Raw genomic sequence first — 18,060 nt, 5'->3', positions numbered from 1 at the left:
GCTGAAAACCCACATAACGCACTGACAGATGATTCCCTCTGTGGCGAGGGAGCTTGCTCCCGCTGGGCTGCGCAGCAGCCCCAAACCAGACACCTCAACGCTGGCCTTCTTGCTCCAATTCCTCATTCTGTGCCAACGCCTTCTGCCCCTTTGTCTTCATCTCACTGACAATCACCGCCGCCACAATCAACGCCGCCCCCACCATCGCAATCGGCGGGAAACGCTCCCCGGCAATCCGCCCAACCACCCCAGCCCACACCGGCTCACCGGCATAGATCAGCGTGGCCCGCGTTGGCGAAACGCTCTGCTGCGCCCAGTTCATCGCGACCTGGATCACCGCACTGGTCAAGCCCAGGCCCACCGCACTGAACAGCAACAGCCAGGAGAACCCCGGCAATGCTTCACCCATCGGCACCACCATCATGAACGACAACACCGACGCCGTAGCCAGTTGCACCACGGTGACCCGGCGCACATCCACTTGCCCGGCATAGGCGCCGATCAAGATGATTTCCGCCGCTATGGCGATCGCACCAATCAGGGTGGCGATCTCCCCCGGGCTGAAATTCAGCGAAGCCCCCGCCGGCCCCGTCAGCAACATCAGCCCGGTAAACGCGAGCATGATGCCAATGCTCGGCATCAACCCCGGACGACGGCCCAGCACCAGCCATTGCAGCAGCGGCACGAAGGGCACATATAAAGCCGTGATAAACGCCGACTGGCTGCTGAGGATCGTCTGCAGGCCAATGGTCTGCAAACCGTAGCCAAACAGGATCGCCACGCCGATAAACACCCCGGCCTTGAATTCGAACAGCGTCAGGTCGCGCAGGGTGCGCAGGGAAAAGAAGCCGACCACAATCGCCGCGGCGGCAAAACGCAGGCCCACGAAAAACATCGGCCCGCTGACGGTCATGGCGTGTTGCACCAGCAAAAAGGTGCCGCCCCAGATCATGGTGATCACCACCAGGATGCATTCGGCTTTGCTGAAACGGTTGAAACGCGAGGGGGATTTGGCGGCAGTCATGGCGGCTCGGTCTTGCAAGGGAAAGGCACGGACCGCACAATGCGCCGCACGCTGGGCAGTATACTGCGCACACCCACCCATTGAGCAATATAGTGCACAAAGAAAATCCGCAACGGGCCTCGGTCCTGCAGCACGTCAGCCAGAACGTCCGTCGCCTGCGTCATGCCGCCGACTTGAGCCAGACCGCGCTCGCGGAAAAATCCGGGGTCAGCCGGCGCATGCTGGTGGCCATCGAGGCGGGGGAGAAGAATGTCAGCCTGTCCACCCTCGACCGCGTCGCCGAAGCCTTGGACGTGGCCTTCAGTGACCTGATCCAGGCCCCGGACGTGCGCGACCACAGTCGCATCAACGAGCTGGCCTGGGCCGGTGAGATCGACGGCAGCAAGGCGGTATTGCTGGCCAAGGCCACGGCGCGGCGGGAAGTCGAACTGTGGGAATGGCGCCTTGAGCCCGGTGATCGCTACTGTCCCGACCCAGACCTTGAAGGCTGGAGCGAGCAGCTGTTTGTGTTCGAGGGCAGCTTGACGTTGGTCGTGGCCGGTGTGGAAAACAGCATCGGCGCCGGTGAGTTCTTTATGTTTGCCAGCCACCAGCAGCACATCTATCGCAATGACGGTGATGTCGCCGTTCGCTTTGTGCGCAACGTGGTGATCTAACTGTTCGCCACGCAACAGTGGATGCACACTTTGCTGGTTCAGCACGCTGTTCATCAGCCGCTTTAATCGATAACCCGCTGATTTTATTGGCGATTAAATTCAGGCACGACTCCTGCAATCACTCCGTTATCCCATCGGAGCCTGGAGTCGGCCCATGTCTGCCCACCCTGTACACCCTGCCCATATCATCCGCTCGGACGCGGAAGCCATCGACGTCGCCACGCGCCTGGCCGCCCGTTTTGCCGTCGAGGCCAGTGAGCGCGACCGTGAGCGGCGCCTGCCGATTGCCGAACTCGACGAATTTTCCGCGAGCGGCTTGTGGGGCATCACCATTCCCAAGGCCTATGGCGGCGCCGAGGTGTCCTATGTGACCGTGGCCGAGGTGATCAAGTTGATCTCCGCTGCCGACCCGTCCCTGGGGCAGATTCCGCAGAACCACCTGGGCGTGGTGGACATCCTGCTGCAAACCGCCACCGAGGAACAAAAACGTCACTACTTCGGCAAGGTCCTGGCTGGCTACCGTTTCGGCAATGCGTTCTCCGAAGCCAAGAGCAAGAACGCCGGCACCTTCGACACGCAGATCCGTTTCCACGGCGACACCGCGCAAATCAATGGCGAGAAGTTCTACTGCACCGGGGCGTTGTTCGCCCATATCGTGCCCACCGTCGGCAACAACGAAAAGGATCAGGCCTTTATCGCGTTTATCGAGCGCGATGCCCAAGGCTTGAACGTGATCGACAGCTGGGACGGCTTCGGCCAGCGCACCACCGCCAGCGGCGGCGTGACCCTCGATGGCGTCACCCTACCGCGCAGTGCTGTGATCCCGGCCCACTTGGCCTTCGACCAACCCACGGCCAACGGCCCGATTTCGCAGATTATCCAGGCGGCCGTCGATACCGGCATCGCCTTGGGCGCACTTGAGCAAGCGAAAATCCATGCCCGCCAAGCGCGCCCGTGGATCGACAGCCAGTAGGAGCATGGCTGGCAAGACCCGTTCACCATCGCCGCCATCGGTGACCTGCAATGGCGCGTGCACGGCACTGAAGCCATCCTCGCCAAAGCCGGCGAAGCCGTGGACCGCGCCCTCGCCGAACCGAGCGAAGACAGCGTCGCCCACGCCTCACTGGTCGTCGCCCAGGCCAAGGTGCTGTCCGCCGAAACCGCCTTGCTCGCCAGCAGCAAACTGTTCGAACTGGCCGGCACCCGTTCGGTCACCGCCAAGCACAACCTCGACCGCTTCTGGCGTAACGCCCGCACCCACACCCTGCACGACCCGGCGCGCTGGAAGTACCACCTGATCGGCAACTTCGTGCTCAACGGCGTGAAGCCCGCGCGCCACGCCTGGAACTGAGGAACTGCAACCATGACCGCCCTGAACCTTGCCCGCCAACTGCTGGACAGCACCCGCCGCCATGTCGAAACCAGCACCGACCCCTACGTGATCAGCCGCTTCGGCGACTTGCAGATCCGCGTCGACGTGGCCGCCGCCCTGCAGGAACGCGCCGTAACCCATCCCAGCCCGGTGGCCGCCACCGAAGCGCAGATCGCCGCTGCCGAAGCCCTGATCGCGGCGAGCAACGCCGAATTCGAACTCACCGGCCAACGCACCGCGCTGCCCTCGACCCTGGATGATCCGCTGCGCGCCAAGTACCAGATCGTCGGCAACTACCACCTCAACGGAGTGCTGTGATGGCCCGTGAAATCCGCTTGAATGCCTTCGACATGAACTGCGTCGGCCACCAATCCCCCGGCCTGTGGGCGCACCCGCGCGACCGTTCGTGGCAGTACAAGGACCTGGAATACTGGACCGACCTGGCCAGGATTCTTGAGCGTGGCAAGTTCGACGGCCTGTTCATCGCCGACGTGCTGGGCATCTACGACGTGTACAACGGCAACGGCGACGCCGCCATTCGCCAGGCCACCCAGGTGCCGGTCAACGACCCGCTGTCGCTGATCGCGCCGATGGCCCTGGTCACCGAACACCTGGGGTTTGGCCTGACGGCATCGCTGTCGTTTGAACACCCTTATCCGTTTGCCCGCCGCCTATCGACCCTGGATCACCTGACCAAGGGCCGCATCGGCTGGAACATCGTCACCTCCTACCTGGAAAGCGGCGCAAAGAACCTCGGCCAGAAAGCCCAGACCGAACACGACGCGCGTTATGACTACGCCGAGGAATACCTGGAGGTCTGCTACAAACTCTGGGAAGGCAGTTGGGAAGAGGGCGCCGTGCTGCGCGACCGTGAGCGGCGGATTTTCAGCGACCCGAGCAAGATCCACGAGATCCGCCACGTCGGCAAACACTTCCAGGTGCCCGGCATTCACCTGTGCGAGCCATCGCCGCAACGTACGCCGGTGCTGTACCAGGCGGGTGCGTCCAGCCGTGGCAAGCAGTTTGCCGCCGAGCAGGCCGAGTGCGTGTTCGTCGCCGCGCCGTCCAAGGTCCTGCTGAAAAAAACCGTCGCCGACATCCGCCGCCGTGCGGCCGAGGCCGGCCGCGATCCGAAGAAGATCCTGATCTTCAACTTGCAGACGGTGATCGTCGGCGAGACCGATGCGAAGGCCAAGGCCAAGTTCGACGAATACAAATCCTACGTCAGCTACGAAGGCGCGATGGCGTTGATCTCCGGCTGGACCGGTATTGATTTCAGCCAGTTCAAGCCGGATGAACCGCTCAAGCATGTGCACACCAATGCGATTCAGTCGGCAGTGGAAGCGTTCTCCACGGCCGATCCGAACAAAGTGTGGACGCCCAATGAGCTGGCGGATTGGGTGGGTATTGGTGGCTTTGGTCCGTTGTTTGTCGGCGGCCCTGAGACCGTGGCCGACCTGTTGCAGGAGTGGGTCGAAGACACCGACGTGGACGGCTTCAACCTGGCGTACGCACTGACCCACGAGACTTTTGTCGACGCCGTGGAGTTGCTGGTGCCGGAGTTGCAGAAGCGCGGTGTGTACAAGACCGAGTACGCCCAGGGCACGTTGCGCGAGAAGCTGTTTGGTGACGGTGCGCGGTTGGGCGCCAACCACCCCGGCGCCAGCTACCGCGATCTCAAGGCCACCACCCTCTAACAGAAACACCTGGATCAAATGTGGGAGCTGGCTTGCCTGCGATAGCGGACGGTCAGTTGAAAAATGATCAGCTGACCCACCGCCATCGCAGGCAAGCCAGCTCCCACATTTGATCTTCATTGTTTGATCTTTCTCGGCCAGCGGACCACCGCACGCACACCCCACCAATAGGAGCATTACCCCTATGAGCGTGCACGAACTAAAACGCCCGCTGGCCGTGGAATGGCCCGCCGAACTGCTCGGCAATCTACCCAAGGCTTTGGAGCAACTGCACCACTGGGCGCAGATCACCCCGCTGCACACCGCCCTGCGCCACAAGCGCCAGGGCCAGTGGTATGCGTGGCGCTGGATCGACGTCTTGCGTGACGTCGAGCGCCTGGCCGATGGCTTGCGCCAGCAGGGCTTCAGCGAGCAGTCGCGCTTGGCCTTGAGCGGTGCGTTTGAGCCAAACCTGTTGCTGTTGGCCCTGGCCGCCCAATCCGTTGGTGGGCAGGTACTGACCCTGGCCGATGACCTGGAGCCGGAAGCAGTGCAGCACCATCTATGGCGCATCCGCCCCAGCCATTCTTATGTGCAAGGTCGGCAGAACAGGCACTGGGCGTCCGCCAATCGGGTGGACTTCGTGCAACTGCTCGGCCCGACCGATCCCGCGCAACACCTCGCCCGCTGGTGGCAACCCTCTGGCGAAACTGCCTTGTGGAGCGAAGAGGGCACCCACTGGCAGGGCGGCCTGGCGGTGCTGCTGGAGCAATGGCTCAACACCGGCCACGGCCTGGCCTTCCCGGAAAGCCTGGCCTCGGCGCAGCGCGATCGCCGTGAAGTCGCGCCCACCGGCTTGCTGTTGTCTGCCGAACGCCTGCAACACCTGGCCGCTGAAATCGAAAGCCGCCTCGCCCCCCACGGCACCTGGCGCCGACGCCTGTGCGACTGGGCCATCGCCCACCCGCAAAGCGGCCTGCGGCGCCTGCTGAAAAACCGCGTGCGCAAACTGCTCGGCTTCCAACGCCTGGCTTATATCTGGCAACCCCTCAAAGCCACCTCATCACCCGTGTGGCTGGCCGAATTCAAACGGGACATCGCATGAGCCAAGCCATTCTCCAGGTGCGGGATATCTCGCTGTCGTTCAAGGGGGTCAAGGCGATCAATGCCTTGTCCTTCGACGTCGCGCGCGGCGAGATCTGCGCGCTGATCGGGCCCAACGGTGCGGGCAAGAGTTCGTTGCTCAATGTGCTCAACGGCGTGTACCGCTTCGACGCCGGCGAGATCGTCTTCGAAGACCAGCACTTCCACCGCATCGACCCACTGGGCGCAGCGCGCCGGGGCATCGGCCGCACGTTCCAGAACAACGCGCTGTTCAAGAAGATGAGCGTGCTCGACAACATCCTCACCGGTCTGTCGCGGCATCAGCGCAGCAGCTTTCTCGAACACGCCCTCGGCTTGCCCCGCGCGCGCCGCGAGGCCGACGCCTTCCGCGTGCGGGCCCAAGGCATTCTCGAATTTCTGGAGCTGCAAGCGCACCGCGATGTGCTGGTGGGCAACCTGTCCTACGGCCTGCAAAAACGCGTGGAGTTGGGCCGCGCCTTGATCGCCGGGCCCAGCCTGCTGTTGCTCGATGAACCCATGGCCGGGATGAACGCCGAGGAAAAACAGGACATGGCGCGCTTCGTCGCCGACGTCAACCGCGACCTGGGCACCACCGTGGTGTTGATCGAACACGACATCGGCGTGGTCATGGGCCTGTCCCACCACGTGGTGGTGCTCGACTACGGGCGCAAGGTCGGCGACGGCACGCCTGCCGAAGTGCAAGCCAATCCCGACGTGATCGCGGCCTACCTGGGAGTGGCGCACTGATGACCTTCTTCTTCGAAACCCTGCTCGGCGGCCTGCTCGCCGGCACCATGTACTCGCTGGTCGCTATCGGCTTTGTGCTGATCTACAAGGCCAGCGGCGTGTTCAACTTTGCCCAGGGCGCGATGTTGCTGTTCGCCGCGCTGACCTTCGTCAGCCTGCACGATCAGGGCGTGCCGTTTGCCCTGGCGTTGTTGCTGACGGTGCTCGTGATGATCGTCGGCGCACTGCTGATCGAACGCCTGGTGCTGCGGCCCTTGGTCAACCGTTCGCAGATCACCTTGTTCATGGCCACGCTGGGCCTGTCGTTCATCATCGAAGGCCTCGCCCAAGGCCTGATGGGCTCGCAGGTGCGCGCGCTGGATTTGGGCATCGACGACGTGCCGCTGTTTGTCGGTCCGCTGATGCTCAGCCAGTTCGACCTGATCGCCGCAGCGGCGGCAGTGGTGCTGGTGACGGTGCTGGCGCTGCTGTTCAACAAGACCCGCATCGGTGTGTCGCTGCGCGCGGTGGCGGATGACACCACGGCGGCGCTGTCCATCGGGATCAACCTCAACCGCATCTGGCAGATCGTCTGGGCGGTGGCCGGGATTGTCGGGCTGGTCGCCGGGCTGCTGTGGGGCGCGCGCCAGGGCGTGCAGTTCTCGCTGTCGCTGGTGGTGCTCAAGGCCTTGCCGGTGCTGATCATCGGCGGCTTTACCTCGATTGGCGGGGCGATTGTCGGCGGGCTGATTGTCGGCGCGGCCGAGAACCTCGCCGAGGTGTATATCGGCCCGCTGATCGGCGGCGGCATCACGCCGTGGTTCGCCTACGTATTGGCCCTGGCCTTCCTGTATATCCGTCCCGCCGGCCTGTTCGGCGAGCGTGCCATCGAGCGAGTCTGAAACCATGTCGATTCCTGTTGCACAAGAAACCGCGCCCTTGTTGCTGATCCAGCGGCGCATCCCGTGGGGCCTCCTTGGCCTGTTGGCGCTGGGGTTTGTCGTGGTGCCGCTGTGGGGCAATGACTATTGGCTGAACGCGATTTTGATCCCGTTCCTGGTGCTGTCCCTGGCCGGGCTGGGTCTGAACCTGTTGACCGGCTACACCGGGCAAACCTCGGTGGGCGCGGCCGGGTTCATGGCCGTCGGCGCGTTTGCCACCTATGGGTTTTTGCTGCGCCTGCCGGAGCTGGGCTTGCCGGTGGCACTGCTCGGCGGCGGGATCATCAGCGCGCTGGTCGGGTTGCTGTTCGGCTTGCCCAGCTCGCGGATCAAGGGCTTTTACCTGATGGTCACCACGTTGGCCGCGCAGTTCTTTTTGGAATGGCTGTTCGTCAAATTCCCCTGGTTCTACAACTACGGCTCGTCCGGGACCATCTCCGCGCCCAAGCTCGCGCTGTTCGGCCATGACCTCAACACCCCGCTGGGCCGCTACCTGCTGACGCTGGTCACGGTGCTGCTGCTGACCTGGACCGCGATCAACCTGGTGCGCAGCCAGGTGGGGCGCAACTGGATGGCGATCCGCGACATGGACACCGCCGCCGCCGTGGTCGGCATTCCGGTGGTGCGCTACAAGCGCCTGGCGTTTGCGGTCAGCTCGTTCTACTTAGGCATCGCCGGCGCGTTGTGGGCCTTTGCCTACCTGGGCACGGCCAGCACCAGCAGCTTTGATATCAATCGCTCATTCCAGATCCTGTTCATCATCATTATCGGTGGCATGGGCAGCATCGCCGGCAACTTCGTCGGTGCGGCGTTTATCAGTGTGCTGCCGATTTTCCTCAGCCATGCCGGGCAGGCGTTGTTCGGCGGCTCGGTGGATGCGGGGCAGTTGCAGAACCTGCAGAAAATCATCTTTGGCGTGTTGATCATCGTGTTCCTGATCAAGGAACCCGAGGGCTTGATCCGCCTGTTGCACAACCTGCGTGACCGTGTGCGGCAGTGGCCGCTGCGTTTCTAACTTCCCAAGAGAATCTTCCATGCGTGCATCCTTGAAACGTTCCCTGGTCGGCGCTGCGTTTGCGCTGGCCACCCTGGCCGGTGCTGTGCCTCAGGCAATCGCCTCGCCGGACCAGCAATTCATTCCCCTGGCCACCTACCGCGTTGGCGCCTATGCCTCCAGCGGCGTGCAGGTGTGGGCCGGGATGATCGACTACCTGCGCTATATCAACGAAGTCGAAGGCGGCATCAACGGCGTCAAGTTGGTGTGGCAGGAGTGCGAGACCGAGTGGACGGCGGAGAAGGGCATCGAGTGCTACGAGCGCTTCAAGAATGGCCTGGACGGCGCGCCGGTCGCGGTGTACCAGCCCAACGGCGCACCGGCGGCGTATGCCCTGAGCGAGCGTGCGGAAGTGGACAAGATCCCGCTGATCACCCTCGGTTACGGGCGCACCGAAGCCACCGACGGCACGGTATTCCCGTACAACTTCCCGGTGATGCTGACCTTCTACAGCGAGGCCTCGACCCTGGTGAACTACATCGCCCAGCGAGAGGGCGGGTTCGACAAGCTCAAGGGCAAGAAGATCGCCACGGTCTACCACGACTCGGCCTACGGTCGCGAAACCCTCGGCCCGTTGAAGTTGCTGGCGGAAAAATACGGCTTTGAAAATATCCAGATTCCGGTGGCCGATCCGGGCAACGAGCAATCGGCACAGTGGCGCCAGGTGCGCCAGGCCAACCCGGACTGGGTGTTCCTGCGCACCTGGGGCGTATCGACCCCCGTTGCGGTGAAGACCGCCGCGCGCTTTGGCTTCCCGGTGGACCACATCATCGGCGACATCTGGGCCAGTTCCAGCGAAGACGTGCTGCCCGCCGGTGCCGCCGCCAAGGGCTACCTGGCGCTGACGCCATACCCGGCCGGCGCGGACTTCGAGATCCACAAACGCCTCAAGCAATCCATCCTCGACAAGGGCCACAGCGACCTCAAGGACCTGAAAAACTTCGGCAGCGTCTACTACAACTCCGGCCTGGTAAACGCCGCCGTCGCGGTGGAAGCGATCCGCACCGGCCAGGCCAAGTTCGGCAAGCGCCCGCTCAATGGCGAAGAAGGCCGCTGGGGCCTGGAACACCTGAACATCGACGACGCGCGCCTCAAGGACATGGGCTACCTGGGCCTGATGCAAAACCTCAAGCTGTCGTGCCGCGACCACGAAGGCGGCGGCTCGGCGCGCGTGCAGCAATGGGACGGCGCCAACTGGACGCTGGTCAGCGAGTGGATCGCCGCCGACCGCGCGTTGTTGCGCCCGCTGATCGATGAAAAATCCGCGGCCTTCGCCAAGGAAAAAGGCCTGACGCCGCGCACCTGCACCGGGGACGAATAAACCATGAGCCAGCCCGCCGCTGAATCCGTCAGCCCGTCGCTGCTGACGGTCAACGACATCGAAGTGATCTACGACGGCGCGATCCTGGCGGTGGCCGGGGTTTCGCTACAGGTGCCCAAGGGCGCCATCGTCGCCTTGCTCGGCGCCAATGGCGCCGGCAAGAGCACCACGCTCAAGGCGATCTCCGGGCTGGTGCGCGCCGAGCGGGCCGAGGTCAGCCGTGGGCGCATCGAGTATGCCGGGCGCGACCTGGCCGGGGTCGACCCCAGCCAGCGCGTGCGCCAGGGCATGGTCCACGTGCTGGAAGGTCGCCATGTGTTCGGCCAACTGACGGTGGAAGACAACCTGCGCAGCGGCGGCTTTGTGCGGCGCCTGAGCCGCAAGGCCATGGAGCACGACCTGGAGCGCATTTACAGCTGGTTCCCGCGGCTCAAGACCAAGCGCCACACCCGCGCCGGGCTCACCTCGGGCGGCGAGCAGCAGATGGTCGCCCTCGGCCGCGCGCTGATGACCCGTCCTACTTTGGTACTGCTCGATGAGCCGTCGATGGGTTTGGCGCCTATGATCGTGCAGGAGATCTTTGCGATCATCGCCCAGCTCAATCGCGAACAGCAGGTGAGTTTCCTGATCGCCGAGCAGAACATCAACGTCGCGCTGGCCTATGCGTCCCACGGCTACGTGCTGGATACTGGCCGCGTGGCCTTGAGTGGCAGCGCCGCCGAGCTGTTGGCGCGGGGCGATTTGCATGACATTTACCTGGGTAAACAGTAAAGGCGAACAGGCATGACTGAATCCATCCGCAACGCTGATGTGCTGATCATCGGTGGCGGGCTAAGCGGCACGATGCTCGCGGTGCAGCTGCTGCGGTTGTCGGGCACGCGGCAGATCCTGGTGATCGAACCACGCGCCGAGCTGGGCCGGGGCGAGGCCTACAGCGCGGTCGAGCTGGGCCACACGTTGAACGGCAACGCCGCACGCATGAGCGTCGACCCGGACAACGCCGACGACCTGACCGAATGGCTCACCGCCTACATCGGCGCCGGCGGCTGGCCGGAGTCGGACCAGCAGCATGTGCCGATCAGCGAACTGTTCCCGCCGCGGGGGATTTTTGGCCTGTATGCGCAGCAGCGACTGGCGGAGGCCAAGGCGTTGTCGGCGTCCACTGTCGAGCATGTGCGCGGCGAAGTCGTGGATCTGCAAGTGGAGGACGACGGCGCGTTGCTGACCCTCGCGGATGGCCAGCCATTGCGCGGGGCCTTTGCGGTATTGGCCACCGGCATGTTCCCGGCGGCGCGCACGCCACAGACTGAATCCAGCGGCTTGAACGCAGCGGCGGTCGATCCCTGGGACGTGCAGGCCATGACGCAGATTGACCCGCAGGCCACGGTGCTGATCATCGGTTCCGGGCTGACCATGGTCGATGCCGTGGTCTCGCTGGAACAGGCCGGCCATCGTGGGCCTATCGAGATTTTTTCACGGCACGGTCTGCTGCCCCATGTGCGTCGGCAGCCGCCGGGCTGGGTGGATTTTCTTGCCGAGGACCACAACGTGCGCAGCCCTCGGCAACTGCTGCGCGAAGTGCGTCGCCAATGCCGCATCGCGCAGGCGCAGGGCATTGACTGGCAGGCGCCGCTGGACACCGTGCGCGCGCATATCGGCCGCCTGTGGAGCCAGGCCAGCGAGAGGGAGAAACGTCAGTTTGTGCGCCACGTACGGCCGTGGTGGGAAAGCCATCACCACCGCTCACCGCCGTTGAGCGCGCAGTTGGTGGCGCGGTTGCATGAAGCGGGGCGGTTGCGGATTCGGGCGGCCTCCTACAAAGGCTTGGAACCGTCGGCGCAAGGCGTGAACATTCGTGTGCGATATCGCGGTGAGCAGTCGATCACGCCTGTTTCGGGAGCGGCGCTGATCAACTCCAGCGGCATCGAATACGACTGGCGCCGCGTAGCCCGGCCATTGCCGCAGCAACTGCTCAAGCGCGGGCTGATCCAGCCCGGGCCGCTGGCGCTGGGGATTGCCGCTGATACCAGTGGAGCGGTGGTGGATGCGCAGGGGCGGGTCAGCCAGCGGTTGTTTGCCATGGGCCCGCCGTTGCGCGGGTTGTGGTGGGAGAGCACGGCGGTGACGGACGTGGCACTGCAAGCCAAAGCGCTGGCCGCCAAGTTGGCAAATATCTAAATGTGGGAGCTGGCTTGCCTGCGATAGCGGTCTGTCAGTCAATCCATGCTCAGCTGACCCACCGCTATCGCAGGCAAGCCAGCTCCCACAATTGATCGGTGTTTCAGCTGCCGACCTTCACAAACCCGGGTTTGAGGCCAAACACTTCGACGCCTTGCGCTGTCGCTTGCCCGGTCGTGACCTTGACCCGCTGCACCGGTTTGTCCATCGCCTCGCGATACTCCACCTCGCCAGCGCTGATGGCTTGCGCCGGCACCACCATCGCCTGCGCATTGTTGTAGGTGACAATGGTCAGCCGCGCGCTCATCCCCAGCCGCACCCGCTGCAACTGCTGCGGCGTCAGTTGGGGAATCGACAGCGTCACTGGAAACTGCGCACTGCCCTGGCCGTCGCTGGCCACCGCCAAGCCGCTGACCACACTCACCGAACCGCTGAGCCGCTCGCCATCAAAGCCGTCCCCCAGCACTTCCACCGCCTGGCCCTGATGCAGTCGGTTGATGTCCAGCTCCGAGACCTTGGTGACGATTTTCAGCCGCTCGATATTGGCCAGGCCAAACAGCACCTGACCCTGGCTGACCTTGCTGCCCGCCTGCACCGGGACGTTGCTGGCGCCTGCTTGCGGGGTGTTGGCGCCGGGGGGCGGGACGACGATGCCGGAGAACGGCGCCTTGACCTCGCGGCCGTCCAGCAGTTGGCGCAGGGCCTCGTATTTGACTGTGGCGTTGGTCAGTTCCATCTCGGCGATCTGCCGGTATTCGCCCTTGCCTTGGCCGATAGCCTGTTGCAGTTCGCCGCGCGCCGAGGCGAGGTCCAGCTGTTGCTGTTGGGTCTGCTGCCTGAGGTCGTCCAGTTCGTTGCGCGGGATGATGCCGCGCTGGAACAGGTTTTCGCTTTCGGTGAGCTTGCGCTGGGTGTTGCCGGCGCTCATCTCGGCGGTGCGCAGGCTGCGGCGGGCGCGGCTGACGGCGGGGCCGTTGTCCCAGTCCTGCATCTCTTGCACGGTGCGCCGCGCCTTGAGCTGGGCGGACAGGGCGTCGCGCAGTTGCACTTCAAGGGTGGCCGGGTCCATGCGCAGCAGCACCTGGCCGGCCTCGACCCGCTGGCCTTGCTCCACCAGGTTGGCCTGCACGTTGCCGTCGAACGGCGCGGTGAGGGTGATGGTGGTGTCGGGCTCGATCTTGCCTACCAGGCCGATCTGGTGCACCAGCGCATCGGGCTGCACCGCCAGCCACTGTTCGGTGGCGACGGGGCTTTGGGCCGGGCTGCGCAGGGCGAACCCGGCGACGGCCACCAGCAGGATCAACAGCGCACCGATCAGGCGTTTGCGATTAGTAGTCATTGAGGGCGATTTCCCAGCTTTCCAGCGTCATGCCCAGGGTCAAGTCGAGTTGGGTCTGGGCGTTCAGATAAGCGATCAGCGCGTTGAGCTGGGCGTTTTCGGCATTGCGCAAATCGCTCTCGAAACTCAGCACCTGGAAGTTGGTGGAGCGCCCGGCGCTGAGCTTTTCCCGTTCGATGTCGATCTTGCGCCGCGACAGTTCCACGGCGCGCTGGGAAATTTCATATTGGCGCCAGCGCGTGCCGAGGTCGCGCACCACGTCGTTGACGTTGCGTTCCAGTTCCTGGCGCGCGTCGGTGATGCGGATCTCCTGGTCCTGCACATTCACCCGCGCACGCACTTCGGCCTGGCGCGTGCTGATGTCGCCGATGGGGATCTGCACCTGCACGCCGGCGTAGCTGTCCCAGGTGCGGTTGTTGCCGCTGCCGTTGTCATTGTTGTAGGTGTCGCGCAGCTGGTTCGCACCGGCCACCAGGTCCACTTGCCAGCGCCCGGAGTCCTTGGCGATCACCAGGTTGAGGTCGGCCTGCTGGCTGCCGAGCAGGGCGGCGAGGTATTCCGGCTGCTGGTTCTGCGCGAGGTTGAAGGCTTGGCGTTTGTCGATCTGCATGGGCTTGGCCTCCAGGGCTTCGGTGGCGCGAATCGGCGTGGACAGGTCCAGCGCGAGCAGGCGCAGCAGAGCCAGGCGGCTGCTGTCGAGCTGGTTCTGCGCTTCTTCGACGCCCAGTTGTTGGGTGGCGATATCGGCTTCGGTCTGCACGATTTCAAACTCGGCCATGCGCCCGGCGGCGATCAGCGCCTTGTTCACCTCCAGCAAGGTGCCGGAGCGTTTCAGGGCGTCTTGCACGATGCCCAGTTGTTCCTGGGCGCGCAGTAGTTCGCGGTAGGTGGCGATGATCTGGCTGATGGTTTGCGCCACGGTGGCCTTGAGGTTGAGGCGGTTGGCCTGTTCCGACAGGCGCGACAGGCGCAGCGGCGCGGTGGTGGCGTCCCAGCCGGCGCCGCGCATCAGTGGCTGGATGATCGCCAGGTCGAGGCCGTCGCTGCGGTAGCGGCCGGCACGGTCGGCGGTGTTCAGTTGTTGGGTCCAGCCCATGCTCAGTCGCGTGCCGTATTCGCCGAGCAGGCTGGTGGCCGGCGCGAGGTTGGCGTTGCGTGCGTTGTCGGCGCTGCCACGGGTACTGCGGTAGTAGCTGTTGAGGGTGAGCTTGGGGTTGAAGGCGTCTTCGGCCACGCGCAGGTCGAACTTCTGCGCCACCCGTTGCAGGTACGCGCTGCGGATCGCCGGGTTGTTGCGCAGGCCCAGGTACACCGCGTCGCCGAGGGTCACGCTGGTGACCTGGGCGTTCAGCGAGACACTGCGGCTGCTGCTGGGTGCCGAAGGGTTGATCACGATGTCGGCGGCTGCGCACGGCAGGCTCAGCAACGCCAGGAACAGCAGGCCTTTATTCATCGCGCAAGGCCTCCACCGGCTGCAACCGGGACGCCGAGACCGCCGGGTAGATGCCGAAGAACAGCCCCACCAGCAACGTGCTGCCGACCCCGAGGGGCAGGGCGGCAGCGGCGAGGGTGAACGCCCAGCCTGAGAGCCAGGCGTAGAGCCAGGCGGCGGTCATGCCGAGTACCGCGCCGCAGGCTGCGCCCACAGCGGTGAGGGTCACGGCTTCGAGCAGGAACAGGTTGCGGATATCCCGCTGGCGCGCGCCAAGGGCCATGCGGATGCCGATCTCGCGGCGCCGCTCCGAGACGTTCATCAGCATCACGTTCATCACGCCGACGCCGCCGCCCACCAGGGAGATCGCGCCGAGGGCCAGCAGCAGGTAGGCGAAGGTGCGGCTTTGCCGGGTCATGCCATCGATCATTTGCTGGGGCACCTGGATGTCCACGCTGTGGTCGGTGAGTTGACGTTGCAGGACGGCGCTGGCGGCTTTAGCCATGGCCTCCATGTCCTGGTCGGGGGCGGCGCGGATCACCACGTTGCCGATCTGCGGGTTGGCGTAGATGCGTTGCATGCCGTCGGCGGGGATAAACAACGATTCATCGCCTTGCACCGGCATCAGCAGCGCGCGGGGCTGGCTGTGCAGGATGCCGACGATGAGGAACAGGTAGTCGTTGATGCGCAGCCGCTCGCCTAGTTTCAGCGGGTCGCCGGGCGTGCTCAGGGCCTGGGCGAGCTGGCCGCCGATCACGGCGAAGGTTTCGTTGGCGTCAAAGTCCGACAGGAAGCGACCTTCGCGCAGGCTCAGGCGCATGGCGCCCTGGATGTCTGGCGTGCTGCCAACGATATTGGCGTTGGTGGTGCGGCCATGGAATACCACGGGCCCGCTGAACAGGCTGAGCGCGCCGATATGGGCGATGCCCGGCACGGCCTGGCGCACGGTGTCGAGGTCCAGGCGCGCAAGCATGGGGCTGCTGCTGCCGGGCTTGGTGGGGAACTGCGCGACCAGGGTGTCGGTGCCCATGTCCTTGAAGATCAGGGCCGCGTCCACTGCCGCGTTGTGGCCGATATTGATCAGCGCCACCACCGAGGAGCTGCCGATAACGATGCCCAGCAGCGCCAGCATCGAGCGCTTGCCCAGGGTGCGCAGGCTGACGAACGCTTCATGCAGCAATTGGCTCAGGCTCTGCTCGACCCGCAGGCTCATGGGCGCGGGGCCTCTTGCACCGTGCCGTTGCGCACGAGGATCTGGCGGCCCAGGCGCGCGGCGATCTGCGCGTCGTGGGTGACGATGATCAGGGTCACATGCTGGTCGCGGTTGAGGGCCAGGAGCAGGTCCATGATGTCCTGGGCGGTGTTGCTGTCGAGGTTGCCGGTGGGTTCGTCGGCAAGGATCACCGAGGGGTTGCCCACCAGCGCACGGGCGATGGCGACGCGTTGGCGCTGGCCGCCGGAGAGGTCGGCGGGGCGGTGGTGGGCGCGTTCGGCCAGGCCGACCTGTTCGAGCATGCGCAGGGCTTGCTCCACCGATTCGTGGCGCGAGATGCCGCGATAACTCAGGGGCAGGGCCACGTTGTCCAGCGCACTGAGGCGCGGCAGCAGGTTGAAGCTCTGGAACACAAAGCCGATCTGCTGGTTGCGGATCGCCGCCAGCTCATCGGGGCTGGCGCTGAAGATATCGTGCCCGGCAAAGTGGTACTGGCCGCAGTTGGGCAAGTCCAGCAGGCCGAGGATATTGAGCAGGGTGCTTTTGCCGGAACCGGAGGCACCGAGGATGCCGCAGCTGTCGCCACGGGCGATGGCCAGGCTGACGTCATTGAGAATGGACAGGTGTTGCCCGGCTAGCTGATAGCGCTTGCCGATGCCTTGCAGGGAGATCAAGCCTGGGTGCGCGGGGGTATCTGTCATCATGACTACGCCTTCAGTCTCGCCGCTGCCGCCATGCCCCCGGTAAAGCTTTGTAACAAGTTCGGGAGCTGCCTGGTGCGCGTCACGGACTGGTTTTAGTTCTTGTTTTTAAAATATTGTTTGAATAGTAACTGCGTTCAACCTGCTCCGCCAGCCGTCGATGTAGAGCGTTTTTACCCCTTGAAACGATTCATCTGGAGGGCATTCGGGGCCAGGAAAAACCCTCTGACTAGCCGTCATACGCCTATCCACAAGGGCTTTGGATGATATGGCGGTGTGTCACTACTTGCTTTCGGCCAGCCGCCCCGGTATAAAAAATCAAATTATTTTTTAAAACAATATTTCCGCCGTGGAACTCTTATGGTCGCGAAGAAACTCAGTGCTCCGAACGTTACCAAAACTCGATTGCTGGATGCGACTGAGGCCCTCTTCATCAAGTACGGATACGACGCGGTTTTGTTGCGGCAGATTACCGAGCGAGCCCAGGTCAACCTGGCCGCGGTGAACTACCACTTCGGGGACAAGGATTCCCTGATGAAAACCCTGCTGATGCAGCGCCTGGAACCGCTCAACGAGCAGCGCCTGGAATTGCTGGCACGGTGTGAAGCCGAATCCGACGGCCCCCTCGACTGCGACACCTTGCTTGGCGTGCTGTTCGCCCCGGCCATGGGCCTGGAGCGCAGCGACCCGGCAAGCGGGGAAGGGCGTTCCTTCATCCGTTTCCTCGGCCGCGTCTACAGCGACACCTCGCCGTTCATTCAGGAATACCTCAAGGTGCATTATCAACCGGTGTTCCAGCGTTTCTTCGAAGCCTTCGCCCTGGCCCTGCCGGACTTGCCGCGCAACGAGCTGGGTGTGCGCCTACAGTTTGCCCTCAAGGCGATTTCCGGGGTGATGGCCGGCACTGAGCTGCGCCTGCTGATGAACTCCATGAGCCTGGGCCGTCCGGCGACGGATGCCGAGGTGATGGCCAAGTTGATCACCCTGGTGTCGGCGGCGATTCGCGTGCCACAGCAGAGCCCTGAGGCGGAAACCGCGTTGGCGCGGGTGCTGGATATCCAGCGCGCGATTCGCGAACAAGCGGCGGCGCCGGCGGCGAAGGCATCGCGTTAAAGCAAATCCGAGGCAAAAAAAAGCCCGCTGGGGCGGCGGGCTTGATATGCAACATTTGTAACGGATGAGGCTTCACACTACGACTGTTGATGTGAATAAAACGTGAAAAAAATGTGAGAAAAAGTATGGATGGTCAGTCGGGTCTGCGGCCTTTCGTCGGCACTGTCAATTCTGACAGCTAGACACCCC

The 18,060-nt window shown here is 64.0% G+C and carries 16 protein-coding genes and 1 pseudogene; 12 read left to right on the top strand and 5 right to left on the bottom strand.

What is annotated here, in order from left to right:
* Positions 1–94 precede the first annotated feature (94 nt).
* Positions 95–1,024: a DMT family transporter gene (locus tag B348_RS0100300; RefSeq protein ID WP_017734181.1), complete on the bottom strand. Its 930-nt coding sequence runs from the start codon at positions 1,022–1,024 to the stop codon at positions 95–97.
* Between the two features lie 92 nt (positions 1,025–1,116).
* Between B348_RS0100300 and B348_RS0100295 the strand changes: the two genes are divergently transcribed.
* The 11 genes and pseudogenes from B348_RS0100295 to B348_RS0100245 all read left to right on the top strand — a co-directional run bounded on the left by B348_RS0100295 (position 1,117) and on the right by B348_RS0100245 (position 12,073).
* On the top strand, positions 1,117–1,680 hold the full coding sequence (locus B348_RS0100295; protein WP_017734180.1) for a helix-turn-helix domain-containing protein: 564 nt from the start codon (positions 1,117–1,119) through the stop codon (positions 1,678–1,680).
* A 154-nt stretch (positions 1,681–1,834) separates the two neighbouring features.
* Positions 1,835–3,031: pseudogene (locus B348_RS01000000129595) on the top strand (SfnB family sulfur acquisition oxidoreductase).
* 12 nt (positions 3,032–3,043) lie between these two features.
* Entirely contained in the window at positions 3,044–3,370 is a 327-nt protein-coding gene (locus B348_RS0100285) for an acyl-CoA dehydrogenase (RefSeq protein ID WP_017734177.1), read from the top strand.
* Positions 3,370–4,749, top strand: coding sequence for an LLM class flavin-dependent oxidoreductase (locus tag B348_RS0100280; RefSeq protein ID WP_017734176.1), 1,380 nt, complete (start codon positions 3,370–3,372; stop codon positions 4,747–4,749). Before B348_RS0100285 ends, B348_RS0100280 begins: the two co-directional genes overlap by 1 nt.
* Before the next feature lie 184 nt (positions 4,750–4,933).
* On the top strand, positions 4,934–5,833 hold the full coding sequence (locus B348_RS0100275; protein WP_017734175.1) for an AMP-binding protein: 900 nt from the start codon (positions 4,934–4,936) through the stop codon (positions 5,831–5,833).
* Positions 5,830–6,600 (top strand): ABC transporter ATP-binding protein, encoded by a 771-nt coding sequence (locus B348_RS0100270; RefSeq protein ID WP_017734174.1) that lies wholly within the window; start codon positions 5,830–5,832, stop codon positions 6,598–6,600. The genes B348_RS0100275 and B348_RS0100270 overlap by 4 nt, the downstream gene beginning before the upstream one ends.
* A complete protein-coding gene (locus B348_RS0100265; RefSeq protein ID WP_017734173.1) occupies positions 6,600–7,481 on the top strand; it encodes a branched-chain amino acid ABC transporter permease in 882 nt (293 codons plus the stop codon). The genes B348_RS0100270 and B348_RS0100265 overlap by 1 nt, the downstream gene beginning before the upstream one ends.
* 4 nt (positions 7,482–7,485) lie before the next feature.
* Complete coding sequence (locus B348_RS0100260; RefSeq protein WP_026136442.1) at positions 7,486–8,535, top strand: branched-chain amino acid ABC transporter permease; 1,050 nt, start codon at positions 7,486–7,488, stop codon at positions 8,533–8,535.
* A 19-nt stretch (positions 8,536–8,554) separates the two neighbouring features.
* Positions 8,555–9,895 (top strand): ABC transporter substrate-binding protein, encoded by a 1,341-nt coding sequence (locus B348_RS0100255; RefSeq protein WP_017734171.1) that lies wholly within the window; start codon positions 8,555–8,557, stop codon positions 9,893–9,895.
* A 3-nt stretch (positions 9,896–9,898) separates the two neighbouring features.
* Positions 9,899–10,666: an ABC transporter ATP-binding protein gene (locus B348_RS0100250; protein WP_017734170.1), complete on the top strand. Its 768-nt coding sequence runs from the start codon at positions 9,899–9,901 to the stop codon at positions 10,664–10,666.
* Positions 10,667–10,678: 12 nt separating this feature from the next.
* A complete protein-coding gene (locus B348_RS0100245) occupies positions 10,679–12,073 on the top strand; it encodes an FAD/NAD(P)-binding protein (RefSeq protein WP_017734169.1) in 1,395 nt (464 codons plus the stop codon).
* Positions 12,074–12,176: 103 nt separating this feature from the next.
* On the opposite strand, the gene B348_RS0100240 is transcribed toward B348_RS0100245, so the two are convergent.
* The 4 genes from B348_RS0100240 to B348_RS0100225 are packed head-to-tail and all read right to left on the bottom strand — an operon-like array spanning position 12,177 to position 16,761.
* A complete protein-coding gene (locus tag B348_RS0100240) occupies positions 12,177–13,412 on the bottom strand; it encodes an HlyD family secretion protein (protein ID WP_017734168.1) in 1,236 nt (411 codons plus the stop codon).
* On the bottom strand, positions 13,402–14,865 hold the full coding sequence (locus tag B348_RS0100235; protein ID WP_017734167.1) for a TolC family protein: 1,464 nt from the start codon (positions 14,863–14,865) through the stop codon (positions 13,402–13,404). Before B348_RS0100235 ends, B348_RS0100240 begins: the two co-directional genes overlap by 11 nt.
* A complete protein-coding gene (locus B348_RS0100230) occupies positions 14,858–16,057 on the bottom strand; it encodes an ABC transporter permease (protein ID WP_017734166.1) in 1,200 nt (399 codons plus the stop codon). Before B348_RS0100230 ends, B348_RS0100235 begins: the two co-directional genes overlap by 8 nt.
* On the bottom strand, positions 16,054–16,761 hold the full coding sequence (locus B348_RS0100225) for an ABC transporter ATP-binding protein (protein WP_017734165.1): 708 nt from the start codon (positions 16,759–16,761) through the stop codon (positions 16,054–16,056). Before B348_RS0100225 ends, B348_RS0100230 begins: the two co-directional genes overlap by 4 nt.
* A gap of 357 nt (positions 16,762–17,118) precedes the next feature.
* Between B348_RS0100225 and B348_RS0100220 the strand changes: the two genes are divergently transcribed.
* Positions 17,119–17,871 carry a TetR/AcrR family transcriptional regulator gene (locus tag B348_RS0100220; protein ID WP_017734164.1) on the top strand — a complete coding sequence of 251 codons (753 nt, stop codon included), beginning with the start codon at positions 17,119–17,121 and terminating at the stop codon, positions 17,869–17,871.
* Positions 17,872–18,060 lie beyond the last annotated feature (189 nt).

The organism is Pseudomonas sp. CBZ-4, assembly GCF_000346755.1.
Taxonomy (GTDB): domain Bacteria; phylum Pseudomonadota; class Gammaproteobacteria; order Pseudomonadales; family Pseudomonadaceae; genus Aquipseudomonas.
This window is presented reverse-complemented; position numbering and strand designations above follow the sequence as displayed.